Origin of the sequence: Brevibacterium aurantiacum (assembly GCF_007558825.1) — a bacterium.
GTDB classification, from domain to species: domain Bacteria; phylum Actinomycetota; class Actinomycetes; order Actinomycetales; family Brevibacteriaceae; genus Brevibacterium; species Brevibacterium aurantiacum_A.
In genome coordinates this window covers 84349-106989 of record NZ_VLTK01000015.1, presented here as the reverse complement: position 1 = coordinate 106989, position 22641 = coordinate 84349, and the positions used below count along the sequence as shown (strand labels likewise).

Sequence of the window (22641 nt, the reverse complement as noted above, 5' to 3'; positions counted from 1 at the left end):
TGCCAGTCCGAAGACCTCGAATAAAGGAGACATGCCCTAGTTTCCTCGAGGATATTCACCCGAACTCGGATAGCAGGGAAGGTCTGTTCGGCACCCTTCTCCCAGCCTGATCAAGCAGCTCGCTCCAGAACGATTCAGGTAACAGTCGCCGCCTCGGGGTGAGCGGATCTAGGCGCCGTCGCGCAACATCGCATACAACACCTGCCACTATGCCGCGCGGACTGTAGCGCGATTCTGATAGCGCACTTCCTTGCACCTTTAGTATGCACTGAACAGATTCGATCCTTCAGCCCTAGAGCCGACCGCCCGAGGATTCGTAACTTTGAGGTATGAAATCTGCAAAGAGCACAACGACGCCCGAACCGAAACCCAACGCAAGCCCCATGCATTTCCCCAGGCTCGAAACGACCTTGCGCGAGTACCCACTAATCAGCTTCTTCGTCCTCGCGAATCTTCTCAGCTGGCTAGCCTGGGCGCCTTATATTCTGTCTCACGACGGTTTGGGGATTCTGGATTTCAGGGTCCCTGCAATACTTGGATCCGGCCAATTGCTGGGTGTGCTTCCTGGAGCCTATCTGGGACCGATCACCTCGGCGTTTCTGCTTACCGCTCTCATCGATGGTCGGGCAGGGCTGAAATCGTGGTTGGGTCGTCTATGGCGGTGGAAGACTCCCCTTCGCTGGTACGTGATCTCAGTTCTCGCGGTCCCCGCGGGAATGGTGCTCACGGGCCTAGTCTTCTCTCAAGGCCATATTGCCGCGCCATCGGTAACAGCATTGCTTGCATTCGTTCCGATGTTCCTTTTCCAAATGGTGACCACCGGTCTGGCCGAAGAACCTGGCTGGCGTGACTTTGCCCTGCCTCGCCTCCAATGCCGGTTCTCTCCCCTGAATGCAGCGTGCATCCTCGGGCCCTTATGGGGGATCTGGCACCTACCGCTGTTCCTCACAGAGTGGGGCGGCTACCCAGACGCCACCTGGGTGCGCCCAGCCGCCTTCCTCATCTTCTGCTTCGCGTTCAACATCGTCATGTCCTGGGTCTTCAACCGCACCGGTCAGAGCCTGCCACTTTCAATGATGATGCACGTCAGCGCCAATACGTTTGCCTCACTGATGTGGTCAGAACTCTTCCCATTACTCGATGCCGACGGGGAGCTCATTTGGATCGCCATGGCTCTCGGCTCGTCTATCGCCGCCGTGATCATCGTTGCGACCACCCGTGGGCGCCTTGGACACCCCAATCAGGACCCCGCAATCTCTCCGAGCTCCTGATGATGTCACGCGCTAAGTTCCGCCGCCGCAGCCGAAACAATGACTACCATCAAGACATGGAATCAAAGGGGCGATTTGGGGGGCGTTCCTTCGTGATAGTAGCGGGAACTGCCATTGTTTCGTTGGTTACGTTGATCGCCGTAGCGTCTATCATCTCAAGTGATCCCTCGCTGCACGAATCACCCCTCCCCACCAGCGCAGTCACCGCTACCGCCTGCGCCCTGCTCCTACAGTCTCTTGCACTTCTGCTCAAGCCACGTGCCCCGATCGCTTCTCTGCTCATCATTGCAGCTCTTCCCATCTCTCTGGCCTTCATCGAACCCAATGGGCTCTTCACTGTCACTGTGGTCCCGGTCGTTGTCACCGTGTTTCTCGTCGCTGCGCACGGTTCGGTCCTCCACACCGGCAGGCAGGTCCTCCTTGCAGTTCCATTGGTCGCGATTGGCCAGTTCATCAACAGCTTCCGCACAGGGCACCCGGATGTTACAGCGGCTATCTTCGAGGCTTTCGCTCAAGCAATCGTCGTCGTCGCGATGGCGTTCTTGCCGGCCGCAGTCCTCGCGTCTCAGCGTGCGACGCTCTTAGCACAAAACGCAGAAGTGCGGGCACTCACCCGGGAACGTGACGCCCAGATCGGAGAGGCTGTAGCCCTTGAACGCACCGCAATGGCCCGCGAACTCCATGACATCGCCGCACATCATCTCTCGGGGATATCGCTCATGGCCGCAGCGATCGCACGACAAGTCGAGTCTGATCCCGCTGCCGCCCGTGATGGGGCGCTCCATGTACGGCGACAGAGCAAACTGATCTTGCAGGACCTTCGACGTCTCGTCGGCCTTCTCCGCATTGGGGAAGACGACGGCCAGATCAAAACACTGTCGACTATCAGAGAACTCGTCGGCTCCGTACGAGCTGCCGGCTCGTCCGTGAACCTCGACATCCGTTTCGCACCAAACCGTCCTCTCGGACACGGTGTAGGCCCACTCGGGCACCTCGCGGCATACCGCATGGTTCAGGAAACCCTGACGAATGCCCTGAAGCATGCCCCCGGGGCGCACTGCCAAGTTCTCATCGACGATAGAGACACAACGACGGTCGAAGTGAGTGTGAGCAATAGTCCCGCAGAGAGCGCAGCCAAGGCAGACTCTGTGAACAGTGGGTTGGGCATCCTCGGAATGCGCGAACGGGCAATCCTAATCGGTGGCTCATTCGACACCGGTCCCACCCCCGAGGGAGGATGGTCATCAACGATGATTCTTCCCCGTGAAGACGACAGCAAAGGCAACAATCCCTATGGCAATAAACCCGACACTAAACGCGAGGATGGCCGATGATCCGTGTCATCGTGGCCGATGACCAGCCACTAGCCCGAGCCGGACTCACCGCCCTGCTCTCCTCCGAGGCAGACATCGACGTCGTGGCAACGGCAGCAACCGGTTCGGAAGCACTCGAACTCGCGTCCGAGTTGCGACCCGATGTGGCATGTCTGGACATCCGAATGCCGGGCAAGAACGGTATCGAGGTAGCCGCTGCTCTCTGCGGCCCCGGCGTCGCTCCACACATTCCGGTGCTCATCCTCACAACGTTCGACCTCGACGACTACATCTTCCGCGCCCTTGAGAACGGAGTCTCAGGATTCCTCCTCAAGGACTCCGAACCCGAGGAGATACTGCGCGCTATACGGCATGTAGCCGAAGGTTTCGGTACACTCGACCGGGCTCTAACACAGCGGATCATCAGTGAATACGTTCACCGAACGCGCCTGCAGCCTGTGACCACGCAACGAGCACTCGATGCCCTCACCTCTCGAGAATGCGACATTCTTATGCTACTGGCCGAAGGAATGACGAACAGCCAGATTGCGGACTCTCTGGTCGTCGAGCTCGCCACCGTCAAATCGCATCTCGCCCGCCTGCTGCCCAAACTCGGGGTGAAATCGCGCCTTCAGGCGGTGGTATGGGCCTACCAGAACGATGTAATCATCACGGATGGTCGGGGCCCGAACGAGCATCTTCGGTCCTAAGCAGGTACCCACCCAGAGTGAGTTCCTCTCACCTTCCTGCCAATCTCCACGTCGCGAATTTCTGGGACAGGTGGTCCACGGATTCCGACATGCCCGAACCATGGGTCCGTCATTGCGGCCTATTAGGAAGAGACCCCACGGCGTGAAATCGTCAACCCTCTTGTTGCCAAGTGCGGCACAGGTGACATGCGCCACCGGCTCTCCAGTGGCCCTTGGTCGAAGAACCTCAGCCACACGGTCGATACAACCACCTGCAGGGCCAGCATTGTCATCGAGATAATGAGGCCCGCGAGGTAACCGCCGTGCGTATCGAATCGGCTGAGGTCCGGCACAATCACATGGATGGCGACGATGATGATTGTCGCGCCGACATAGATACTCAGAGCCATCCGACCCAGCGGAGAGAGCACAGAACGCAGGACCGCTTCGGCCAGAGTACGCATTAAGATGACAAGGGCGGCAAGGTAGGTGAAATCCATCGTGATACCCAAGCCCGCGTTGACCCACTGGTGCATCTGGTGGGTCTCATAGTCGGTGACGAGGAAGCCTGTCACAGTGATCATCGCGGTCAGCGAGGCGAGTAGCACGAGGTTTCCGGGGCGATCGAGGGCGCGGCGGATCAGGCCACTGTGACCGGTGGAGAAGCCAAGGAGAAACAGCCCTAGAACCTCCGTCAGTCCACCGCCGGACGCGATCGCGGCGACCAGAAGGGCAGCGCCGAGGACCCAGGTGATGATGTCTAGCCAGCGACGGGGGATCCACGTCGAGGGCAGAAGGACTACGGTGCCGACTATCGCGTAGGGCAGGAGTGCTTCGCCGAGGTGTAGAAATTGGTGGAGACCGCCGATAGCTGCGAGAAACGCGAAGCGGCGGAACAACGCCAGGCGGGGTCGAGGGCTGCGATCAGATGCGCTCAGCCACATCAGGCCGAAGCCAATGCCGAAGAGAAAAGAAAAGATCGGGAAGAAGCGGTTCTGGATAAAGTCCTCGTAAAACCGGTAGAAGCCTATTACACCGTCGCTGACGCCGAGGTGGAAGAGCGGCGGCAGGTTGACCACGACTATCCCACCGAGGGCGAATCCGCGAACGACGTCGAGGGCGACGATTCGGGAGCGAGGGTCTGTCGGACTATCGACGGATGAATGCGCGGTTGTCATGACTTCCACCCCCGTCGCCGCGTGTGCTCGGGACATCGGCTCCGCAGCCGATCTTTCCTGGGCGAGGTCAGCCTTTCGGCCGATTCATCACACCCGACTCCCACATTGCTGCGGCGATCTCGACGCGATTGCGGGCTTCGACACGCGCCCGAATGCTGCCGAGGTGTGTCTTCACTGTGCTGAGCGAGATGAACAGCGTCTCGCTGATCTCTTGATTGGTCTGGCCACTGGCGACGAGCTTCGCGACTTCGTGTTCCCGCTTGCTTAGCCGGTCGAGGATGTGGGTGTCTGCGTTCGATGCTGCAACCCGCCTGCTCAACAGGTCGAGGGTGAGAGACGGCGAGATGAGGGCATCGCCGTTCGCAGCAGCCTTGACCCCGGCGATGAGAAGGCCAGCACCTGCGTCCTTGAGCAGGAAACCGCTGGCCCCTCCGCCCAGCGCCGCATCGACGTAGTCATCATCGTCGAAGGTCGTAACCATGATGACCTTCGAATGCTCGGTCAGGTACGGCAGGGCGGCAAGACCGTCGAGGCGGGGCATGCGGATATCGAGAAGGGTGACGTCGGCTTCTCCCGGCCCGCGAGTTCGATCGCCTCGACACCATCGGCAGCCTGACCGATGACGGAGATGCCGTCTTCGGAGTCGAGAATGAGAGAGAAGCCCATCCGCACCATCTCTTGGTCATCTACCACGGCTACGGTGATCATCGCTCCTTCTCCGACTGGTCGCATGCGGGTGCTGCCGGTTGTACAGCTGCCGGCAGGCAGGTGCGCACGCTCCACCCTCCTTTAAGGTCAGGCCCCACGTCGGTGCTCCCTCCTAGGCGGCTCACACGGGTTCGCAGACTACTCAGTCCTGTTCCACTTCCAGCTCCGATACCACCGGAACCCGGACAATTCGTCACCGTCATCGTCAGCGTCTCCGGCTGTGAGTCACACCGTTCGAGACGAACGCTCACCGCGGCGTCGGGGCCGGCGTGGCGGCGGACGTTGGTGAGCGACTCGACGAGCACGCGGTCGAGTACCGGCCAGACGCGCTCATCGATATCGGTGGCTGAGTCGGCGAGGTCAACGATATCGATGGTCGCGCGGTCCCCGAAAGCAGTGACTCGGTCCCGCAGTGCCTGCGAGCCGGAGGCAACCGGGACGCGGGTAGCCGATTCTGTACGGGTGTCGGAGACGATGTGTCGGATCTCTGTGAGCGCACGGCTTCCAGAATCCTCGATCTTTTGCAACACAGTCGCGGTAAGCGGCGAATTATCGCTTCGGCTAGCGGCTTGGGCAAGGACGACAATTCCGGTTACTTCGTGGGCTATGAGATCGTGGAGGTCGGTGGCGATGCGACGTCTTTCCGCCTCAGCGGCGGTGGCCTGCCGTTCCAACAGGGAGCGGTCCATTGAGCGTAGCATCACCCCGATCGCGACGGCGGCGACGACGACGGTCGTTGCCGCGAACCCAAAAGTCAGCCCGTCAGGCATGAGAAGTGGACAGGCGATGGTGGTCGCCGCGAGGATGACGATTGCGAGGATGTCGAGACGGCCAGAAGCGAGTCTCGTAAGCATTACGATGACCACGAGACTCAACCACAGTGTGGTTGTGCTCATAGTCGGAACCAACGCGACGACGCCGAGCGCGAGGAGTTGGCCGAAGGTAGCGAGGAGAAGTTCAGACGTCCGGTCAGGTGATCGCTGGACGCGGATGAGGACGGGCATTGCGGTGGCGGCCGCTAGGCAACTGGCTGTCGACAGTGGCCATCCGGCGCCGGTGAGTACGTCAAGAGCCAGGGCCAGTGGCACGGGAACCACCCACAGCCACGCGAAGAATCGTCTCATTGATCTCCAGTTTAGTCGGGCACCTAAGATCAGCGACTGGTAAACATGATGGACGGAAACTCGATTCGAGGAGCCAGGTTTCTTCGCTTAAGAAGTGTCTCTCTGCATAGTGGGATTCGATCTTCGGCAAATCAAGAATCCCCAGCATCTGCGGCCTCGACCACCGCTGATAGGGTCGTATCCCCATAGATTTAGTGTTGGTCCTAACACCGTTCCTTCTGCTCCAGTGGCACGCTGCGCTGTCGGCGCTGCTTCGTCCGGGCGATTCCGACCTCGACTGCCACGGTGGCCAGCGGTGAGCCGAGTGCCTCGGCGCAGTTGCGGGTGACGCGCTGCGCGATGTCGGTGACCACGGCATCGATGTCGGCGCGCTCGTCGACATCGACGTGGAGGACGAGTTCGGGCTGTTTCGCACTGCCGCGCAGAATCGCCTCGGCGTCGACGACCTCGGGGGTGGCTTCGAGATCCTCGGCGACCGCCTCGGCGATGACGTTCGCCGTCACCGTGGTCACGCCGGTGCGGGCATCGCGTTGCAGTCGCAGGGGTTTCGCGGCGTCCTTGCGGGGGATCTGGGCGGCCAGCCAGCGCAGTCCGATGACTGCGAGGATGATGGCCGCGACCAGCGCAAGCAGCGCCGAGAACGGGAGGGCGAAGACTCCGGCCACCGGCTGCAGATCGGACTGAGCGCCGAGCCCGGGGACGACCGCCTCGGCGAGGCCGAAGCCGATCGCGAGGATGGCCAGCCCACCGAGGGTCAACAGCAGTCCGATGAGGATCAGGCCGGTGCGGTTGGCACCTGCTGCCATTCGTCTCATGCCTGCCTCCTGAGTGCGTTGACCTTGACCACCGGGGTGCGGACGAAGGAGATGGAATCGAATCGCTGCCTGACCGCGGCCTCGACCTCGTCACGGATCGGGGCATTGTCGCGGACCGGCGCGGAGAACGTGACGATCGTCGAGTTCGCATTCGATGCCGCACGGACACTGGACACGCCGTCGACCGAATCCGCAGCGGCAGCCGCGAGGTTCGACAGCGCCGAGGTGGGCAGTGCCACCTCGAAGCGTCCGATGTGTTCGGCAGACTCCGCCCGATAGTCGCTGAGGCGGCGGGCACCGGGGGAGATGCCTGCGATGACGAAGACGAGTCCGAGCACTGCCAGGACCACGCCGACGCCGATGACCGCGGCCGCACCCCAATGCAGGATGCCGAGCGATTCGAGGCCGGGGTAGCCCGAAGTCATCGCGGCATCGACGGTGCCGGTGGCGACGATCGCCGCCACACCGATCCACCCGAGTGCCACTGCCAGGAGCAGCAGCACGATCGCGAGGATGACCGCCGGGACCACGCGGGCCGGTCGGGTGCGCAGAAGACGTGTGCTCATGCCAGACTCCTTGCTCCACGGCCGCCTGAGGCGGATTCGGGTTTGAGCCACCGGACGGCGATATCAACCTGACGGACGGTGACGCCGGTGAGGTGCTCGACCTCGGTGCTCAGGCGTTCGCGCACGGTCTCGGTCGCCTCGGTGATGGAGGACGGATAGCTCAGGCCCAGCTGCACCGCGAGGGTGCAGCTGCGACCGGAGAGAGTCACGTCCACGGACGGTCGGTTCTCCAGGCTCGAGTTCGCACCGATGCCGAGGAATCCGGACGTCGTGCCGCCGACTCCGGGCAGGCCCTTGAGGATCTGCGAGGCGGTCTTCTCGACGACCTTGTCCGCGATCGTCAGGGTGCCAGGTGACGACACGGCCCTACCTCCGAGTGGTCGAACGGGAACTGAGAGCGGCGAGGTCGAGGCGACCGTCGAGCACGAGGCCGACGACCAGGCCGAGCCCGCCGCAGATCGCGACGACGAGGAACGCGAGGAATCCTCCGAAGTAGGCGACGATTCCCAGCGTCAGGCCGACGAGGAGTCCGATGAGAGTTTTCGACATGGCATTCCTTCTGCCGAGGTGGTGCAGCGGATGAGGGTCAGTTGAGTTCCGGCGAATCCTTGGCCGGAGCCTCTTCGTCGTCCTCTTCGGGCAGGTGGACGTCGGTGACGTCGATGTTGACCTCGACGACCTGGAGTCCGGTGCCCTGCTCGACAGCGCGCACGACGTTGCGGCGGATCGCCTCGGCGACATCGACGATCGAGGTTCCGTATTCGACGACGATGGTCAGGTCGATGGCGGTCTGCTTCTCACCCTTCTCCACGGACACGCCGCCGGAGACGTTGGTCTGCGAGCCGGGGATGCGGTCGGTGAGAGTATCGAAGGCGCGGCGTGCGGCATTGCCCATTCCGTAGACGCCGGGGACCTCACGTGCGGTGATGCCTGTGAGCTTGGCGACGACGTTCTCGGCGATGGTGGTGTTGCCCATATCGGTCACTAAGGGGCTGCGTACAGAATCGTTAGTCTTTTGCTCGGTGGCGGTTGACTGCTGAGCTTCAGGCATTGCATTTCCTTTTCTCTCTGAGGGGTCTAACACTTATCCAGATGCAAGAACCGCTCGATCCTCACGCAATCGAATGGGCCTCCCAGCGCTTTCTACTGGTACTCCCAATCATGATCAGGCGGATGTACTCTTCGAACGGCCGGTAATGAGTCCCCACACGACGAGGACAATCAGCGAACCACCGATTGCTCACAGCCAGGTGGAGAGCGAGAAGAACTTATCCATCTCCGCACCGAAGATTGCGCCGCCGATCCATCCGCCGACCAGCGCACCGATGACACCGAGAACGAGTGTGGCGATCCAGCCACCGCCTTTCAACCCGGGACTTGACAGATCGGGGCGCGATCCCATCGACTCCAGCAGTTCGACCGCCCTTGTTGCCCCGCACTCGATCCCACCCTGCTACTAGGAAGGCCGGATCGTGGACAAGGTTGAACACATCATCGAAGACACGCCCCTCATCGGCGCGCGCCCATTGGTGCAATTTCGTCTGGATCGTAAGTACCCGATGCCATGCCGATGTGATATCGACTGGCCCCGACACACCCGTGTTCACCGGTGTCACTCCTTTTCATCCCTACTTCCATTGCGGGATTGACACTGAGTCCCTTCGCCATGTCGCCAGCTTTCCCAGCCTCGGACTACTACGAACTCTCCGCCCCCACACCTCCGGCATCAGTCGGCGACGGACCTTCCCTGTCGGCCACGTGTGGAATCCGTGGCAGGCAGGGACCGGTGGCGGGGTTCCCACGTTCACTGCTGAACCGTTTGACGGGATCGGTACCCAGCTATGCTCCTGCATCCTCGCCATAGCTTGGCCGCAGGCTTTCACTATGGCCTCCCAGACCGACGACATTCTCCGGCCCCGGAGTTCCCTCGACTGGCACACCAGTCAAGGTCTGCGATGCAACCCGACCCTGATCCACCAGATTTCGAGTCGGTGGGCTGGCTTGAGGAGCGTTCGGACACTGGTTCCTGTTCGTATACCTCTCCGTCGTGTTAGCCGAACCCGGACCATCTGGCAGTACTGGGACCGTCTCGGCGTTGTCAGGGCTGCTTCCCGCCCTCACCCCCGTCCCGGGGATCAGGCTGCCCTCAACTTCATCCGACTGCTGCGGCAATCGGATGGTGGTGGTCTCTCACCTCCACTCGGTTTAACAGCGCCTTGTGGCGCACGATGTCCGCGACCCACAAACAATTCGGGGCCGGTGCTGCGAACTCGCGTTCGACGAGATCATCCGGACACTCCTCAGCACGAGCTGAGGCCGTCTTCGGACGCTTCTGCTTCCGACGGACCCCATCGATGCCTAACTGACGCATCAACCGTTCCACCGTGCAGCGGGCCACCGGCCCGAACTCATCGGCGTATTCACGGTTGATCGCCTTCCACAACTTCCGCACCCCGTAACAGGAATAGGTCGCCTCATAGACGTCCTGGATCACCACCATCAGCGCCTGGTCCCGACGGGCCCTGGCTGATGGTTGACGCTTCGTGAACGCGTAATACGAGCTCACAGCAATCCGCGCAGCTGTCCCTTGCAAGGCGCGCACGATTGGCTCGACTCCGAACTCGTGACGATTGTCGTCGATGAAGGCGACGATTTCCCCGCAAGCGGGAGGTGCCCCCCTCTTCGATGGGCGGTCGAGCTCCGCCGCGAAGAAAGCCGACTCTCTCTTCAGAATCTCGTTGGCCCGCTTCGCTTCAGCCAACTCAGCCCGGAGCCGACGGTTCTCCGCTTCCAAATCCACGGACTCAGCCGGTGTGGCTTTGCCGGAATCCTTGTGCTTACGCACCCAGACCCGCAGGATCTCTTTGCTCAGACCGAGTTCGCCGGCGACACGGGTGATCGCACCATTCGCGGTGTCGGGATCGGCCTGGGCGTGGATGACGAGCTCGACGGCACGAGCCTTGAGTTCGTCGGTGTATTTCACTGCCAAGAGAGAATCTCCTTCTTCCAATCTCCCTGCCTCTATTATCCCCGGGGCGATTCATGTTCAACCCAGTCTTGCCCGTCGACGGCCAGGTGGATCTTCGAGGTCTGCCCTCCGCGGGGTCGACCGAGGCATTCTCCAGCCATAGCGAGGGCCTCGACCGGACCAGTGCAGCCCCGTTACCTTTTAAGTAGCCCCAACATCCGTCAGGATGGAAAGGGGTCGCTGGCCTGAGGACCCCGGCATGATTGATGCCCCCAGTCATCATGATCCGGGGGGTGTAGTCACCGGGGTTCGCAGGCGCCAGGGAAATCGCTGATAGGGGCCAGAACCACTGGCAGAACCCATGCCTTGAGCCCGACCGTAACGTGGATGCCGAGCCCAGGAGCCACCACCGCACTACCGGCCAGCCGAACCACAACCAAAATATTCGGTCACCTGAGTCGAAGAAGATGAATGACATGATCACCAACCACGCTGACATCGACGTATTCATCGGCATCGATGTCGGCAAACACAACCACCACGCCGTCGCCCTAGACCGCGACGGAAAACAACTGTTGTCAAAGGTACTGCCGCAGAACGAAACGAAACTCCGGGCTTTGCTTGGCCGGCTGGCCAAGCACGGAACACTGCTGGTTGTCGTCGACCAACCGGCCACGATCGGGGCACTGCCGGTCGCGGTCGCCTATCTGCCCGGGTTGGCGATGCGCCGCATCGCCGACCTACACCCCGGTGAAGCCAAGACTGATGCCAGAGATGCCGCGATCATCGCTGATGCGGCCCGGACCATGCCGCAGACACTGCGCGGTATCCGGGTGGCGGATGAGAATGTCGCGGAGTTGTCGATGCTGTGTGGGTACGACGATGACCTCGCCAAACAAGCCACCGCGACGTCGAACCGGATCCGCGGGCTACTCACTCAGATCCACCCCGGTCTAGAGACCGTCATCGGTCCACACTTGGACCACCCGGCCATTCTGGCCCTGCTGGCGAAGTACCCGACGCCGAAAGCGCTCAAGCGTGCCGGGAAACGTCGTGTCGAGACTCTGCTGCGTAAGCAGGCACCGAGGGCGTGGAAGCGGTGGGCCGCGGCGATCTTCACAGCCCTCGAGGGGCAAACCGTGGTGGTGTCGGGTACCGACGCTGCCGGACTCGTCCTGCCCCAGTTGGCGACGTCGCTGGCGCAGACACGAACGTCACGCGATGACGTGCTCGCCCGCATCGAGGAGCTGGTTGAGGCGCATCCGCTTTTCGGGCTCCTGACGTCGATGCCGGCAGTCGGCGTCAGGACCGCAGCACGAATTCTGACCGAAGTGGTCGGTAAGGACTTCGAGTCAGCCGGACACCTCGCATCCTATGCCGGGCTGGCACCGGTGACATGGCGGTCAGGAACGTCGATCCGCGGCGATCACTCGTCCCGTCGGGGCAACAAGATCCTCAAACGTGCACTGTTTTTGTCGGCGTTTGCTGCGTTGAAGGACCCGTTGTCGAGGGCGTATTACGACAAGAAACGTGCCGAACATAAGAAGCACAACCAAGCGTTGATCGCATTAGCCAGAAGGCGCTGCAACGTCCTCTACGCGATGCTGCGTGATGGTGCCTACTTCCACGCGTCCGAGGAGGCCACTGCTGCCTGAACCGTCCTGGAGCGAAGTGCCTGATCAGTCCGGGAGGCAGTTCCCGGACCGATCATCCCTGCCCTTGGACCCCGGGCGAACATTCTTGAAGAAACTGAGTGTTACCCCTTGACTTAAAACATAGGGGCACTCCCCTTTTCCGGGCACCAGCTGCGTGGTGGTGTGCCCGCACCGACGTCGAGTCCACGGAGAGCACCCACTCGACGTCACCGATCGCATCGTCTTTGACGACGGCTTCTTCGAGGATCTTCGCCCAGGTGCCGTCCAAGGTCCAGATCCGTAATCGTTCGTGGCAGGTCTTCCACGGCCCGTACCGGTCGGGTATGTCGCGTCAGGGCGTGCCGGTGCTTAGCTTCCACAGGGTTCCGTTGATCACCTGTCGGTGATCACACCATCGGCGGCCCTTGCCGTTGATCGGTAACAGGGGCCTGATGCGTTCCCAGGCGGTGTCCGTGAGTTCTCCCCGAACGATCATGCCCCAAGGCGAATAGATCCCGGGGCTGCTGAATAGCAGCCACGCCGCTGACCTGAACACTTACAGGACACATGCTAGTGAGCCGTGCCTGTACTCGCTGTCGTTCACATTGAGCGTTCGATGTGCTGGCGGTAAACTTATATTGTGCGATGGCAACGATCTGGTCGGCGAGAGCGCCGCCGATCGCGAGTGGCACGTAGATGGCACGACCGGCTATTGGAGCTGGAGTGGCTGCAGGATTTCTCGTCTCTCACCAGGCGGGACGAGGCCTGGGCATCCTGAGAGAGCAGGAACTGGGACTTCTGAAACACCAGGTCAGCGTCCCGTTCAGGCAGAAATGCTTGGGTGGGCCGCTTTCCTGTATTCACTCCCCGTCAGCAGCGGAATCGTTCTCTGCCCACGTTTTGCCCATAATTTGTTTCCGAGCCCGGTCCATTCTCTCGGCCACATCGTCCACATCCGTGTCGAATAGATCGCTGTATACGTCCAAGGTCATGGCTGCGGAGGAGTGCCCGAGCATGTTCTGTACGACCTTCACGCTCGCGCCGGCAGACACCGCGAATGATGCCGCCGAATGTCGCAGATCGTGGAAGACGAAGCCCTCAGCCAGTCCGGCCTTCTTCCTCACGGACAGGAACCACGACTCTTGATTCTTAGGCTCGGCGAGGTCTGGGATCAGGAGTCCGTCCGGCTCAGCCTTGAGCGTGAGCGCACGGAACTGGTCGTGCATGAACTTCGGATATCCTACGGACCGTTCCCGACCGTTCTTCGATACTTCGGCACGGACCTTCACTCGGCGAGATTTGAGGTCAACATCGTCGGGCGTGAGTGTCGCGATCTCGTTCCACCGCAAACCCATGTACGCGGCAACGTAGATGACGAATCCGTACCGGCCGCGCTGTTGCCGCAGGTGGTGCTCATCGGCGGCCTGTGCCACCTTCTCGACTTGCTCGTAGGTGAGGTACACGTTCTTGCGATGGGACAGTGTGGGAAGGTTCTTGATTCCGCTAGCAGGGTTCCTGGAGATGAGGTGGTCGTCGACTGCCAGCTGCATGACCGCTTGGAGAACATAGTGGGCGCGGCGGACCGTGCGAGCCTTCCGCTTCTCCGACAGGGCAGACACCCAATTGCGAACTTGGGACCGATGTACGCGATTGACGGCGAGGGCGCCGAACTCCGGGTAGATGTGAACCCTTAGAGCGGTCTCGTAGACGATCTTTGAGGAGGGCTTCACGCTCACGGTCTTCAACCAATGTGCGCCGAGTTCTCCGACGGTGATTTTCCCCTTGGTGGGGTCGACGTAGTTGCCCTCGAGCTTCGAGACCTCGACGGTGTTGAGGAAGACCTGTGCTTCTCTCTTCGTTCTGAAGCCGCGGCGGTCGGTGGGTTTACGATCCGGCTTCGTGTACCGAACCCTGTACCGTCGGCCCTTCTTGGTTTCGTAGGGCTCGATCGTCGCCATTGCCTATCCGTTCCGTGCTTGCCCGATCAGTCGGAGCAGCACCTTCTCGTGTGGGTGCAGGAACCGTAGTCGGTCTTCGAGCACCTCTGGTATGACGTTGAGCTCGTCGGCCGCCTCGTGAGCTGTGTGGGCCCACTTGAAGATGTCGACGAGAGTGTCCCAGTCGATGAGTTTTCGGGCAGTCAGTCGACGCGCTGCTTGCTCTTCTTTCGGGTCGTCACAGTTCGTGTGCCCGAGGTCGATGTGTGCTTGTTCGTGCTGGACTGCGCAGCGTCTCTCGACCTGCAGTAGGTCGATATCGAGCCAGATGGCGTTGTTGCCGTTTGTGGCGGCTATGCGTGTGTCGTTGAACTTGGTGCGGTGCAGGACAACGCCGTCCCCGCGCTCACGTAGTTCTCTCCATGGATGGTGCATAGTTCACGACGATAGAGGGAGGGGCTGACACGACGGACGTGGTTGCCGATAGTTGCGTGAAGTTCCGCATAGTTCAGTGTTTCTCCTTGTTTCCCAATGTCTCATTGTGTGACACTGAGGCTACGGAGCGATCGCCTGCCGGGGGTTCAACCCAGCACCTGTACATGCAGCGTAAGGCGATCGCTTCGTTATATGCTCAAAAGCCACGGATGGAGGCGCTTAGTTGCGTCATTCCACGGGTGCATCTTGAGACCGTATGTTGTCATTTTCGGTGTTCCATACGGGCCCTTCCATATTCGCGGGGCCATGGCGCGAACATGAGTGGCATCGGTTCCATTTTTCGGGTGGCCATTGAACGCCGCACCGATTCCACTGGCCACAACGTCAGCCAACTGCAGCAGGTCCTCATCTTTCTTTGATCTGAGCTTGGCCCCGTGCGGCAATTGGTCCCACTTGGCCGAGCATGATGCATCCTGTTTGATCTGACGCTCGAATTCACGGAGAGTCTTCGCCTTGAAGCGAATCGTGTGCTCGATCGAAATATCTACGCTGGCATTTGCTAGTTCAGCGACCCACGAAATTCGCTCGAGCAGGTACTGGTACGTCTTGAGATACGCCTCGTCCTCCGACAGCGGAGGAAACATCGGGAAAGTTATGCTCTCACCATTGACGTCGACAGTCGCCTGAGCTTGATTGGCCAGTACACGTTTACATGCCACGACTGAGATGTATCCGAGATCGATGTAAGACCCTAGCTGGCGTGAAATCACTGACCTGTGGTCTGGACTTAGCTTCTTCCAGTGAAGCAGGTGATCCGGCTTTCTGTTTGTGAGCTTCTTGAGTTCCGCAAGATGCTCTCGTGCATGGTCTAGTCGCGTCTCCATGACCAGCACCGCCGACATGATGAAATAGTCGCTGGATTTAGCAGACGGGGATCTCTGCCCAGACTCGTCGATGAAGACGTGCATCACATTCTGCGAGCTCACTCCTCGTCGTCCCCCGGATCCTGCGACTCCTCGGCATCCTCGTCCTGCTTGTCCTTTTGCTTCTTGCCCCGGTTGGGAGCACGGTACGCAGCTGTGTCACTTGCCGGCGGGGGAGGGACGAGCGAATACACGTTGTCGCTGGCCGAGTCGTTTTCATCTACTACAAGTGGCTTGTTGTCGCTATTTACGGGGGTGGGACTGTCTGCATTTCCCTCACCTGCCTTCGTGTTTGCAACCGCCAGTTGGCGGATGATCTCATTCACAGCCGATCGCTGAGAACGCGTGAGCAAGTTTGCTGATTCGTCTGGCTCGAACTCCCCCAGGTCAGGGGCGATTCCGGCCAACCGACGAACCTCATTCGACGGCAATCGTAGGACGAATGCTAATGCTTCGAGAGTCGCCGGATCCGCAGTAGCTGGATGCGAGCCGTTGGTGTACACGGTGGCCGAATAGTTCGACAACCGGTAGCCGTTGGCTTGTGCGAGCTCGGACATCTTCCGTGTGGAGATGCCGAGCTTGTTCTTCGCTGCTGCTAGACGATCGGATAGCTCGCTCACAAGGATCACTTTCATGCAGGTGGTCTGTATATACAAACTTACCCTTGCCAGTCCTGGCACGGAACTACAACGCTGTAATTCGTTGATACCAAGCTGTATATACACATTCTTCAATCTGGGACTTGCCATGCCCTGGAAAGCGCTATACGCTAGATCTATCGACAAGGAGGTGAACATGAAATACAAAGTCAACCGACGGATCTTCAATCAGTACCTGGCGGAGGAAGTTCGAGAGCACGGATCTGAGCGTCGAGTCGCAATGCGAACCCGTCTGTCGCACACGCTTATCCAGTCGCTGCGCAAGGGGTTCGAGACCACCAAAGATGGTCGCCGCATCCCAAAGACTCAGGTGAATCTGGCGACCGCTCGCAAGATCGAAGCGGCGTGGGGGATCCCGAGGGAAGTGTGTTTTTTACCCGATGTGCTAGATGCTCGATCAATCAACGCGGCATAGGAGCCGACATGAACCAGGACAAAGAAAAGACCCCCGGTGCGGCAACACCGAGGGTCAACGATCCAGAAAGGACCAATCACATGAACCAGGATATCAGCCCAACCGGAGACGACCTCCGCGACACCGGGCAGACCATCGTCACCGCAAATGACGCGGTCGAAGCGAACGCCGGGAAGATCATCCGCGACACAATCGGCTGGCTCATCGAGAGCGGCCAGCACTTCTCCGCCGATGACATTCGAGCCGAGCTCGAAGGCAATGACCTCGTGGCACGGGCCATGTTCAAACGCCCGAACCTCCTGCCCGCCATCATCGGGGCTGCATCACGCAAAGGTCTGATCGAACCGATCGGGATTGTGAAGCCGACCCGACCGTCGCGTCACTCGAATCGAAATCTGATTTGGCGGGCCACCGCGCAAGGGAGGGCGGCCGCATGAACGTCGTCGCATTCGACTGCGGAGGCTGCATCCCTATCAGTGAGGGGCAGACAGTTCAGTCGGTCATCACAGACCACCTCACATGGTGCAACCAGTGCCCTGACGAGTGCACCGAGCACGAGAAGCACCTCGACGAGCTCCACCAGCGCACCTTGGAATCCCGCGTCAATGGGGCACTCACGGAAGCGAGAGTCCACCCATGACCGAGGTAGTCATCGTCGCCACAGCCGTGACCGTCATGGCCGCCGTCGCCCTCGGAACGATCACCGCCGTCGGTTGGGCTCAGTACGAGCTCGAACGCGACCAACACCGCAACTCACAGAAAGGACACGACTATGGCCGCACTACTCACTGATAAGGAAGTCGCTGATCAGATCGGCATCAGCGTCGACCAGCTCCAAGCAGACCGGGCCCTTGACCGCGGAGACGGTGGCGACCGGATCCCCGCATGGATCGAGGTTGGCACTTCATGGCGGCCTCGAGCTCGCGGCACACGCCAGGCTGCGGTCGACGCCTGGCTCGACCGCCACGAGACGAACGGGGTCGCAGCATGATGCACTTCAACGCCAAGACCGCGACCGTGAACCACATCAACGGGGAACTCCACGTCGAGTTCACCACCATCAAGGGCAAGCAGGTCATCGCAGTCCTCGCCGACGGTGCTGGGGAGCAATTTCTCAACGACATCGAGGACGCAGTTCTCGAGCAGTCGCACCACCGAGACGTCGGCGCAGCCTTCCCTCTCGACCGGGGAGCAGCTTAATGTCTCGCAACCTCATCCACCGTCAACGCCGATGCTGGTTCCTCTGGACCCCACTGGCCGCGCTCGGATCCGCAATCTACATCTACTCACTCGGGCTCACGCTCACCGTGAACGGGCTATCCGTCATTGGACTCATCATCCTCTCCGTCGGTGCCGGGTCCGCACTCAAAGAATCGAGAAAAGAATCATGACCACGAAACCCGACTACCGCGTCCCGAACGCGAGGCTCATCCTCCGAGCCGACGCAGACCACCAGGACTGGCTTAACACTCGCACGATCGGACTCGGTGGGTCAGACGTCGCAGTCGTTGCCGGTGGATCACGATACGTCGGCACCAATCCGTACACCATATGGCAGTCAAAGACGGACCCAGAACCGCCCGTCGATGAAGACCGTGACATCTTCTGGTTTGGCCAAGAGTCCGAAGACATGCTCTCTCGTCGCTTCACTGCCGACACCAGTATCGCGACCAGGCAGTGCGGAACGTACCAAGAGAAGGCCAACCGCTGGGCCCTGGCCAATCCTGACCGGCTCACAGCTGATGGCGGGATTTTGGAGATCAAGACGACGAGCAACTTCACCGACAACGGGAAGAACTACCTCGCCGGCATCATCCCGGAATCACATGCCGTCCAGCTGCTCTGGTACATGTTCGTCACCGGCCGCCACAAGGGCTACATCATCGCCCTCGTCGACCGGAAGCCCATCATCCTCGAACTCGAATACAACGTCGAATGGGCGCAGTCACTGTTCGAGAAGTCGCGGGAATTCTGGCAATACGTCGAGACGAACACTCCACCGCCTGTCGAGCTGGACACGGCGACGGCAGGGGAACTATCCGACCGTTACCCGCAGGTCGTTGACCCGGAATCGGCTGTCGAGATTCTCGATCCTGACGTGGAGGAAGCGATCGGAGTTCTCACAGAGGTCAAGTCAATCGAGGCCGACATCAAGGACCGGAAGGCCGACGCCGAGAAGAAACTCAAGGCTGCGATCGGCGACAAAGAGTTCCTCACTCTCGACGGCCGCCCGGTCGCCAAATGGAGCAATGTGGCCGGTCGTCGCACGTTCAACCAGGTCGCAGTCCTCGAGAAGATCTGCGCCGACCGAGGTATCGAGCCCTCGAAGAAGGCACTCGACGACATCAAACAGGAATTCACAACACAGGGGGAGCCGACCCGTCGGTTCACCCTCATCACAGAAAAGGCAGCAGCATGAGCAACGACATCACTCACAGCGGCGGCTCCGAGCTCGCGCTCGGTTCCGATCAGACATTCTGGACCCCGAACCAGCGTGCAGTCCTCGCCCAGCTCGGCGTGCAACGCGCATCCGACGAGGACCTCGCGGTGTTCTTCCACCAGTCCCAGCGCACCGGGCTCGACCCTTTCGCGAAGCAGATCTACATGATCGAACGCCAGGGCAAACAGACCATTCAGACCGGTATCGATGGCTTCCGTTTGATCGCCCGCCGAACCATCGACCGCACCAAAGAGGACTTCGGCTACCGTCCGACGCTCTGGTGTGGCCGCGACGGTCAATGGCGGGACGTGTGGCTCGAGAAGGAACCGCCGGCCGCGGCGAAGGTCATTGTGATCCGCGGTGGCCAGGAGTTCGACGCAATTGCACTGTTCGACTCATATGCAGGCAAGAAGCGCGACGGGAACCTCAACAGCATGTGGTCCACGCAAGGGGCACACATGATCGCGAAATGCGCGGAGGCTCTGGCGTTGCGTAAAGCGTTCCCGCAGGACCTCTCCGGGCTGTACACGGCAGACGAGATGCAACAGGCCGACAACTCGCAGGTTGTGCAGTCTCAGGTCCAGCGTCCTCGCACGACTCAGCAGCACCAGCGGGTGCAGTCCGCACCGGAGCCCAAGGCGGAACCGTCCGGCCGTGACTGGCTGGCCGAGCTTGACCAGTGCGCAACCGCGCAGAACATCCGCGACCTGTGGAAGGCATGCGCTGACGCAGGGGAACTCACCGACGATCTCAAGGCCGCTTTCACGTCAGCAGGAACCGCGCTCACGGCGGCACAGAACCAGCCCCAGAACGAAACAGAAGTTGTCGAGGGTGTCCTCATCGACGAGCAGGGCGAAATCCACAACGAGCAGGGAGCAGCATAACCATGGCAGACGCAACAGTGAACATTCCCGGCGTGATCGCATCCGATCCGCGTTTCAATACCACGAACAGCGGCAAGCGTGTCGCAAATATTCGAGTCCTCGCTGGTCGGTCGAAGCCTGATGGCAACGGCGGCTGGGAGCAGCTATCCACCACGGCATACGACGTGAGCTTTTGGGCCGAGCACGCCGACCTCGCATCGGCGTTGAACCCTGAGCGCGGATCCAAGGTGACCGTGACTGGCACTATCACTGGCGTCGAGAAGTACGACGGGCAGAACGGAGAATCCCTGTCGGTGAAGGTCAACGGCGACGGTCTCCGCGTGTACCCGAAGCGGGACCAGCAGCAGGGTGGCGGGAACTTCAACAGCGGACAGCAGTCCCAGCGGGCCGGCACATGGGGCAACCAGCAACAGTCCCAGCAGACACAGGGGCAGCAGTCGAGCGGATGGGGACAGAACCCAGGCGGCAACGATGAGCCACCTTTCTGAGTCACGCTACGGCGGTGACTGGGAGGGTGCCGTGTGCGCTCAGATCGGGGCGGTGGTGGCGGACGAGATGTTCTTCGCCACCGCCCGCGACCAAGTGGCTCAAGCGATTGCGCTCTGCTGGGAGTGCCCACTACGCGCAATGTGTGCACGCACGGCACTCGACGAAGAAGCCACCACACCAGTCGATATGCGCTTCGGAGTTCGCGGGGGACTCACCCCTGAGCAGCGTTCCGAGTTGCGACCGCACCGCATCTGCCCCGACTGCGGGTCACCAATCATCACCCGTGCCAAGCACTGCGAAGACGACCAGGCCAGCCACGAGCTGAAGTACCACCGGAAATACCAAAGAGAAAGACGAGCAGCATGATCACACTCACAGACCTATTCTGTGGAGCGGGCGGGTCCTCGACAGGAGCTGCCCAAGTCCCCGGTGTCCGAGTCCGGGTCGCGTCCAACCATTGGCAGTTGGCCGTCGACACCCACGAGGCGAACCACCCCGACACGGGCCACGTCTGCGCCGACCTGTCGCAGATCGACCCTCGCTACTACCCGAAGACTGACATTCTCTGGGCGTCCCCTGAATGCACAAACCATTCGATCGCGAAGGGCGGGGCCCGCGACATCGCCCCTGACCTGTTCAACCAGATGCCGAACGCGGCTGCAGAGCGATCACGCGCAACCATGTGGGACGTACCCCGCTTCACGGAGGCACACCGATACTCGATCGTCATCGTCGAAAACGTCGTCGACGTCGCCCGCTGGGCGCCCTACGGCGCATGGCTCGAGGCAATGGACTCCCTCGGCTACGCCCACGAAGTCGTGTACATGAACAGCATGCACGCCTGGGCCTCAGGTGAGGCAGCGCCACAGTCGCGGGATCGTTTCTACGCCGTGTTCTGGCGCAAGGGTAATCGGCGGCCGGACTTGCACCGCATCCAGTGCCCGCCCGCACACTGTCCGGAGCACGGACGTGTCGAGGCGATCAAGATGTTCAAGAACACGAAACGCTGGGGACGGTACAAGAGCCAGTACGTATTCCGCTGCCCGCACACCTCCTGCCGTGGACGTGAAGTTGTCCCGGAGTGGAGGCCAGCCTCGTCGATCATCGACTGGTCGGACACTGGCACCCGCATTGGTGACCGACCACGCCCTCTCGCGGAGAAGACGATGAAGCGGATTCAAGCTGGCATCGACCGTTACTGGTCAGGCGCAGAGCGTGAACCGCTGGTCGTGAACAATGTCAGCGGATCTGACACCACCCGATCGACGTCCGTTCGCGACGTCGCCCCGACGATGGTTGCCGGTGGCCTACATGCGTCTCTCCTTGTTCCCGTCGAAGGCCGCGACGGCAAAGCTGCCCGCAGTGTGGCAGAACCGTACAGGACTCAGACGACGCGCAACGAGACCGGTCTACTGACACCGTTCATTGCCGAGCTCCGCGGCGGATCGTCGGACGCACGTTCGACGAAGGAATCACTGTCGACCGTCACTGCGTCGGGCAACCACCACGGACTCGTCATGCGGAACAACACCGGTGGGGCTGAGATGACCACGCCCACCGAGGAACCAGTGCGCACGATCACCACTCACGGCCACCAGTCACTCCTCACCGGGGAAGTGGCCAGCATCGAGGACTGTTCGTTCCGGATGCTCAGCCCGAACGAAATATCCCGCGCCATGGCATTCCCCGCCGATTACCAGATGCTCGGCACGAAGCGCGACCAGGTGCGCCTCGCCGGGAATGCCGTCACACCGCCAGCCGCACGCGACCTCGTGGCCGCCTGCGCAGAATCACTTGGAGTCGCGGCATGATCGAACTCGTCGTCGACATCCATAAGGCGTATTGGATCAGCGACAACGACCGGCTGCACTGGGCCGTCAAAGCGAAGCGCACCCGACACATCCGACAACTCACGCACTTCCTCGCGAAGCAGCAGAAGCTCGTCCTGCCAACGCCTGTGCTCGTCGTCGCTGAAATCGGATTCCGAACCGGAGGGCGCGCAGATCCAGGGAACGCATCGCTAGCGGTCAAAGCTACTCTCGACGGCCTGACAGACGCTGGTGCATGGCCCGACGACGACAGCCGGCACGTCATCGGACCGGACTACCGCCGCGGCCTCAAAGCGCCGATCAAAGACCGGTACCGCATCCACCTCAAGTTCATCGACCAGCACGTCCCATTCTAAGGAGACCC

32 protein-coding genes and 1 pseudogene are annotated in these 22641 nt (G+C 60.9%); 17 read left to right on the top strand and 16 right to left on the bottom strand.

Going from position 1 to position 22641, the window contains the following annotated elements; all coding sequences use genetic code 11:
* The first annotated feature begins 329 nt into the window (after positions 1-329).
* The 3 genes from FO013_RS19630 (at position 330) to FO013_RS19620 (ending at position 3294) form a co-directional block, all read left to right on the top strand.
* Entirely contained in the window at positions 330-1271 is a 942-nt protein-coding gene (locus tag FO013_RS19630) for a CPBP family intramembrane glutamic endopeptidase (protein ID WP_260848284.1), read from the top strand.
* Positions 1272-1393: 122 nt separating this feature from the next.
* Positions 1394-2605 (top strand): sensor histidine kinase, encoded by a 1212-nt coding sequence (locus FO013_RS19625; protein WP_186293224.1) that lies wholly within the window; start codon positions 1394-1396, stop codon positions 2603-2605.
* Entirely contained in the window at positions 2602-3294 is a 693-nt protein-coding gene (locus FO013_RS19620) for a response regulator (protein ID WP_143924244.1), read from the top strand. The genes FO013_RS19625 and FO013_RS19620 overlap by 4 nt, the downstream gene beginning before the upstream one ends.
* 122 nt (positions 3295-3416) lie before the next feature.
* On the opposite strand, the gene FO013_RS19615 is transcribed toward FO013_RS19620, so the two are convergent.
* The 11 genes and pseudogenes from FO013_RS19615 to FO013_RS19565 all read right to left on the bottom strand — a co-directional run bounded on the left by FO013_RS19615 (position 3417) and on the right by FO013_RS19565 (position 10647).
* Positions 3417-4352, bottom strand: a complete 936-nt coding sequence (locus FO013_RS19615; RefSeq protein WP_260848283.1) for a DUF418 domain-containing protein — start codon at positions 4350-4352, stop codon at positions 3417-3419.
* A gap of 166 nt (positions 4353-4518) precedes the next feature.
* On the bottom strand, positions 4519-4992 hold the full coding sequence (locus FO013_RS19610; protein ID WP_313900599.1) for a LuxR C-terminal-related transcriptional regulator: 474 nt from the start codon (positions 4990-4992) through the stop codon (positions 4519-4521).
* Complete coding sequence (locus tag FO013_RS23185) at positions 4953-5159, bottom strand: response regulator transcription factor (protein WP_313900598.1); 207 nt, start codon at positions 5157-5159, stop codon at positions 4953-4955. Before FO013_RS23185 ends, FO013_RS19610 begins: the two co-directional genes overlap by 40 nt.
* Complete coding sequence (locus FO013_RS19605; RefSeq protein WP_143924242.1) at positions 5156-6283, bottom strand: sensor histidine kinase; 1128 nt, start codon at positions 6281-6283, stop codon at positions 5156-5158. The genes FO013_RS23185 and FO013_RS19605 overlap by 4 nt, the downstream gene beginning before the upstream one ends.
* A gap of 203 nt (positions 6284-6486) precedes the next feature.
* Positions 6487-7098, bottom strand: coding sequence for an Asp23/Gls24 family envelope stress response protein (locus tag FO013_RS19600; RefSeq protein ID WP_260848282.1), 612 nt, complete (start codon positions 7096-7098; stop codon positions 6487-6489).
* Complete coding sequence (locus FO013_RS19595) at positions 7095-7664, bottom strand: DUF6286 domain-containing protein (protein ID WP_143924241.1); 570 nt, start codon at positions 7662-7664, stop codon at positions 7095-7097. The genes FO013_RS19600 and FO013_RS19595 overlap by 4 nt, the downstream gene beginning before the upstream one ends.
* On the bottom strand, positions 7661-8026 hold the full coding sequence (locus tag FO013_RS19590; protein ID WP_143924240.1) for an Asp23/Gls24 family envelope stress response protein: 366 nt from the start codon (positions 8024-8026) through the stop codon (positions 7661-7663). Before FO013_RS19590 ends, FO013_RS19595 begins: the two co-directional genes overlap by 4 nt.
* Positions 8027-8030: 4 nt before the next feature.
* Entirely contained in the window at positions 8031-8213 is a 183-nt protein-coding gene (locus FO013_RS19585; RefSeq protein WP_143924239.1) for a hypothetical protein, read from the bottom strand.
* A 37-nt stretch (positions 8214-8250) separates the two neighbouring features.
* The gene (locus FO013_RS19580; protein ID WP_143924238.1) at positions 8251-8715 is read right to left on the bottom strand and encodes an Asp23/Gls24 family envelope stress response protein; all 465 of its coding nucleotides are present in this window, start codon (positions 8713-8715) and stop codon (positions 8251-8253) included.
* Between the two features lie 192 nt (positions 8716-8907).
* Positions 8908-9066: pseudogene (locus FO013_RS23355) on the bottom strand (GlsB/YeaQ/YmgE family stress response membrane protein); the annotation flags it as partial.
* A gap of 750 nt (positions 9067-9816) precedes the next feature.
* A complete protein-coding gene (locus FO013_RS19565) occupies positions 9817-10647 on the bottom strand; it encodes an IS3 family transposase (RefSeq protein WP_260848285.1) in 831 nt (276 codons plus the stop codon).
* A gap of 461 nt (positions 10648-11108) precedes the next feature.
* Between FO013_RS19565 and FO013_RS19560 the strand changes: the two genes are divergently transcribed.
* On the top strand, positions 11109-12287 hold the full coding sequence (locus FO013_RS19560) for an IS110 family RNA-guided transposase (protein ID WP_143924236.1): 1179 nt from the start codon (positions 11109-11111) through the stop codon (positions 12285-12287).
* Between the two features lie 331 nt (positions 12288-12618).
* Here FO013_RS19560 and FO013_RS23350 read toward each other — a convergent pair whose 3' ends face one another.
* The 5 genes from FO013_RS23350 to FO013_RS19530 all read right to left on the bottom strand — a co-directional run bounded on the left by FO013_RS23350 (position 12619) and on the right by FO013_RS19530 (position 16181).
* Positions 12619-12762 (bottom strand): transposase, encoded by a 144-nt coding sequence (locus tag FO013_RS23350; RefSeq protein WP_143924235.1) that lies wholly within the window; start codon positions 12760-12762, stop codon positions 12619-12621.
* A 364-nt stretch (positions 12763-13126) separates the two neighbouring features.
* A complete protein-coding gene (locus tag FO013_RS19545) occupies positions 13127-14224 on the bottom strand; it encodes a tyrosine-type recombinase/integrase (RefSeq protein ID WP_143924234.1) in 1098 nt (365 codons plus the stop codon).
* A gap of 3 nt (positions 14225-14227) precedes the next feature.
* Positions 14228-14638, bottom strand: coding sequence for a type 1 periplasmic-binding domain-containing protein (locus FO013_RS19540; RefSeq protein WP_143924233.1), 411 nt, complete (start codon positions 14636-14638; stop codon positions 14228-14230).
* 188 nt (positions 14639-14826) lie between these two features.
* Positions 14827-15624: a DUF3800 domain-containing protein gene (locus tag FO013_RS19535; RefSeq protein ID WP_143924232.1), complete on the bottom strand. Its 798-nt coding sequence runs from the start codon at positions 15622-15624 to the stop codon at positions 14827-14829.
* Entirely contained in the window at positions 15621-16181 is a 561-nt protein-coding gene (locus FO013_RS19530) for a hypothetical protein (protein WP_143924231.1), read from the bottom strand. Before FO013_RS19530 ends, FO013_RS19535 begins: the two co-directional genes overlap by 4 nt.
* Before the next feature lie 175 nt (positions 16182-16356).
* Here FO013_RS19530 and FO013_RS19525 point away from each other — a divergent pair, with 175 nt between their 5' ends.
* The 13 genes from FO013_RS19525 (at position 16357) to FO013_RS19475 (ending at position 22633) form a co-directional block, all read left to right on the top strand.
* Complete coding sequence (locus FO013_RS19525) at positions 16357-16635, top strand: hypothetical protein (protein ID WP_143924230.1); 279 nt, start codon at positions 16357-16359, stop codon at positions 16633-16635.
* Positions 16636-16715: 80 nt separating this feature from the next.
* Positions 16716-17072, top strand: coding sequence for a hypothetical protein (locus tag FO013_RS19520; RefSeq protein WP_143924229.1), 357 nt, complete (start codon positions 16716-16718; stop codon positions 17070-17072).
* Positions 17069-17275 carry a hypothetical protein gene (locus tag FO013_RS19515; RefSeq protein ID WP_143924228.1) on the top strand — a complete coding sequence of 69 codons (207 nt, stop codon included), beginning with the start codon at positions 17069-17071 and terminating at the stop codon, positions 17273-17275. Before FO013_RS19520 ends, FO013_RS19515 begins: the two co-directional genes overlap by 4 nt.
* Positions 17272-17427: a hypothetical protein gene (locus FO013_RS22515; protein WP_186293223.1), complete on the top strand. Its 156-nt coding sequence runs from the start codon at positions 17272-17274 to the stop codon at positions 17425-17427. Before FO013_RS19515 ends, FO013_RS22515 begins: the two co-directional genes overlap by 4 nt.
* Complete coding sequence (locus FO013_RS19510) at positions 17408-17626, top strand: hypothetical protein (protein WP_143924227.1); 219 nt, start codon at positions 17408-17410, stop codon at positions 17624-17626. Before FO013_RS22515 ends, FO013_RS19510 begins: the two co-directional genes overlap by 20 nt.
* On the top strand, positions 17623-17835 hold the full coding sequence (locus FO013_RS19505) for a hypothetical protein (protein WP_143924226.1): 213 nt from the start codon (positions 17623-17625) through the stop codon (positions 17833-17835). Before FO013_RS19510 ends, FO013_RS19505 begins: the two co-directional genes overlap by 4 nt.
* Positions 17835-18026, top strand: a complete 192-nt coding sequence (locus tag FO013_RS22510) for a hypothetical protein (RefSeq protein ID WP_186293222.1) — start codon at positions 17835-17837, stop codon at positions 18024-18026. The genes FO013_RS19505 and FO013_RS22510 overlap by 1 nt, the downstream gene beginning before the upstream one ends.
* Positions 18023-19054, top strand: coding sequence for a YqaJ viral recombinase family nuclease (locus FO013_RS19500; protein ID WP_186293221.1), 1032 nt, complete (start codon positions 18023-18025; stop codon positions 19052-19054). Before FO013_RS22510 ends, FO013_RS19500 begins: the two co-directional genes overlap by 4 nt.
* Positions 19051-19959: a phage recombination protein Bet gene (bet, locus tag FO013_RS19495; RefSeq protein WP_186293220.1), complete on the top strand. Its 909-nt coding sequence runs from the start codon at positions 19051-19053 to the stop codon at positions 19957-19959. Before FO013_RS19500 ends, bet begins: the two co-directional genes overlap by 4 nt.
* Before the next feature lie 2 nt (positions 19960-19961).
* Entirely contained in the window at positions 19962-20447 is a 486-nt protein-coding gene (locus FO013_RS19490; protein WP_143924223.1) for a single-stranded DNA-binding protein, read from the top strand.
* Entirely contained in the window at positions 20431-20814 is a 384-nt protein-coding gene (locus FO013_RS19485) for a WhiB family transcriptional regulator (protein ID WP_143924222.1), read from the top strand. The genes FO013_RS19490 and FO013_RS19485 overlap by 17 nt, the downstream gene beginning before the upstream one ends.
* On the top strand, positions 20811-22259 hold the full coding sequence (locus tag FO013_RS19480; protein WP_143924221.1) for a DNA cytosine methyltransferase: 1449 nt from the start codon (positions 20811-20813) through the stop codon (positions 22257-22259). Before FO013_RS19485 ends, FO013_RS19480 begins: the two co-directional genes overlap by 4 nt.
* Positions 22256-22633 (top strand): RusA family crossover junction endodeoxyribonuclease, encoded by a 378-nt coding sequence (locus tag FO013_RS19475; protein WP_143924220.1) that lies wholly within the window; start codon positions 22256-22258, stop codon positions 22631-22633. Before FO013_RS19480 ends, FO013_RS19475 begins: the two co-directional genes overlap by 4 nt.
* Positions 22634-22641 lie beyond the last annotated feature (8 nt).

What these genes read in the sequence shown, in the direction of transcription:
- FO013_RS19510 (WP_143924227.1), top strand. Translation starts at nt 17,408, where the DNA reads ATGGCCGCACTACTCACTGATAAGGAAGTCGCTGATCAGATCGGCATC.
- FO013_RS19490 (WP_143924223.1), top strand. Translation starts at nt 19,962, where the DNA reads ATGGCAGACGCAACAGTGAACATTCCCGGCGTGATCGCATCCGATCCG.
- FO013_RS22510 (WP_186293222.1), top strand. Translation starts at nt 17,835, where the DNA reads ATGTCTCGCAACCTCATCCACCGTCAACGCCGATGCTGGTTCCTCTGG.
- FO013_RS19525 (WP_143924230.1), top strand. Translation starts at nt 16,357, where the DNA reads ATGAAATACAAAGTCAACCGACGGATCTTCAATCAGTACCTGGCGGAG.
- FO013_RS19540 (WP_143924233.1), bottom strand. Translation starts at nt 14,638, where the DNA reads ATGCACCATCCATGGAGAGAACTACGTGAGCGCGGGGACGGCGTTGTC.
- FO013_RS19595 (WP_143924241.1), bottom strand. Translation starts at nt 7,664, where the DNA reads ATGAGCACACGTCTTCTGCGCACCCGACCGGCCCGCGTGGTCCCGGCG.
- FO013_RS19560 (WP_143924236.1), top strand. Translation starts at nt 11,109, where the DNA reads ATGATCACCAACCACGCTGACATCGACGTATTCATCGGCATCGATGTC.
- FO013_RS19475 (WP_143924220.1), top strand. Translation starts at nt 22,256, where the DNA reads ATGATCGAACTCGTCGTCGACATCCATAAGGCGTATTGGATCAGCGAC.
- FO013_RS22515 (WP_186293223.1), top strand. Translation starts at nt 17,272, where the DNA reads ATGACCGAGGTAGTCATCGTCGCCACAGCCGTGACCGTCATGGCCGCC.
- FO013_RS19505 (WP_143924226.1), top strand. Translation starts at nt 17,623, where the DNA reads ATGATGCACTTCAACGCCAAGACCGCGACCGTGAACCACATCAACGGG.
- FO013_RS19605 (WP_143924242.1), bottom strand. Translation starts at nt 6,283, where the DNA reads ATGAGACGATTCTTCGCGTGGCTGTGGGTGGTTCCCGTGCCACTGGCC.
- FO013_RS19600 (WP_260848282.1), bottom strand. Translation starts at nt 7,098, where the DNA reads ATGAGACGAATGGCAGCAGGTGCCAACCGCACCGGCCTGATCCTCATC.
- FO013_RS19500 (WP_186293221.1), top strand. Translation starts at nt 18,023, where the DNA reads ATGACCACGAAACCCGACTACCGCGTCCCGAACGCGAGGCTCATCCTC.
- FO013_RS19610 (WP_313900599.1), bottom strand. Translation starts at nt 4,992, where the DNA reads ATGCCCCGCCTCGACGGTCTTGCCGCCCTGCCGTACCTGACCGAGCAT.
- FO013_RS23350 (WP_143924235.1), bottom strand. Translation starts at nt 12,762, where the DNA reads ATGATCGTTCGGGGAGAACTCACGGACACCGCCTGGGAACGCATCAGG.
- FO013_RS19480 (WP_143924221.1), top strand. Translation starts at nt 20,811, where the DNA reads ATGATCACACTCACAGACCTATTCTGTGGAGCGGGCGGGTCCTCGACA.
- FO013_RS19545 (WP_143924234.1), bottom strand. Translation starts at nt 14,224, where the DNA reads ATGGCGACGATCGAGCCCTACGAAACCAAGAAGGGCCGACGGTACAGG.
- FO013_RS19580 (WP_143924238.1), bottom strand. Translation starts at nt 8,715, where the DNA reads ATGCCTGAAGCTCAGCAGTCAACCGCCACCGAGCAAAAGACTAACGAT.
- FO013_RS19485 (WP_143924222.1), top strand. Translation starts at nt 20,431, where the DNA reads ATGAGCCACCTTTCTGAGTCACGCTACGGCGGTGACTGGGAGGGTGCC.
- FO013_RS19515 (WP_143924228.1), top strand. Translation starts at nt 17,069, where the DNA reads ATGAACGTCGTCGCATTCGACTGCGGAGGCTGCATCCCTATCAGTGAG.
- FO013_RS23185 (WP_313900598.1), bottom strand. Translation starts at nt 5,159, where the DNA reads ATGATCACCGTAGCCGTGGTAGATGACCAAGAGATGGTGCGGATGGGC.
- FO013_RS19620 (WP_143924244.1), top strand. Translation starts at nt 2,602, where the DNA reads ATGATCCGTGTCATCGTGGCCGATGACCAGCCACTAGCCCGAGCCGGA.
- FO013_RS19585 (WP_143924239.1), bottom strand. Translation starts at nt 8,213, where the DNA reads ATGTCGAAAACTCTCATCGGACTCCTCGTCGGCCTGACGCTGGGAATC.
- FO013_RS19520 (WP_143924229.1), top strand. Translation starts at nt 16,716, where the DNA reads ATGAACCAGGATATCAGCCCAACCGGAGACGACCTCCGCGACACCGGG.
- bet (WP_186293220.1), top strand. Translation starts at nt 19,051, where the DNA reads ATGAGCAACGACATCACTCACAGCGGCGGCTCCGAGCTCGCGCTCGGT.
- FO013_RS19630 (WP_260848284.1), top strand. Translation starts at nt 330, where the DNA reads ATGAAATCTGCAAAGAGCACAACGACGCCCGAACCGAAACCCAACGCA.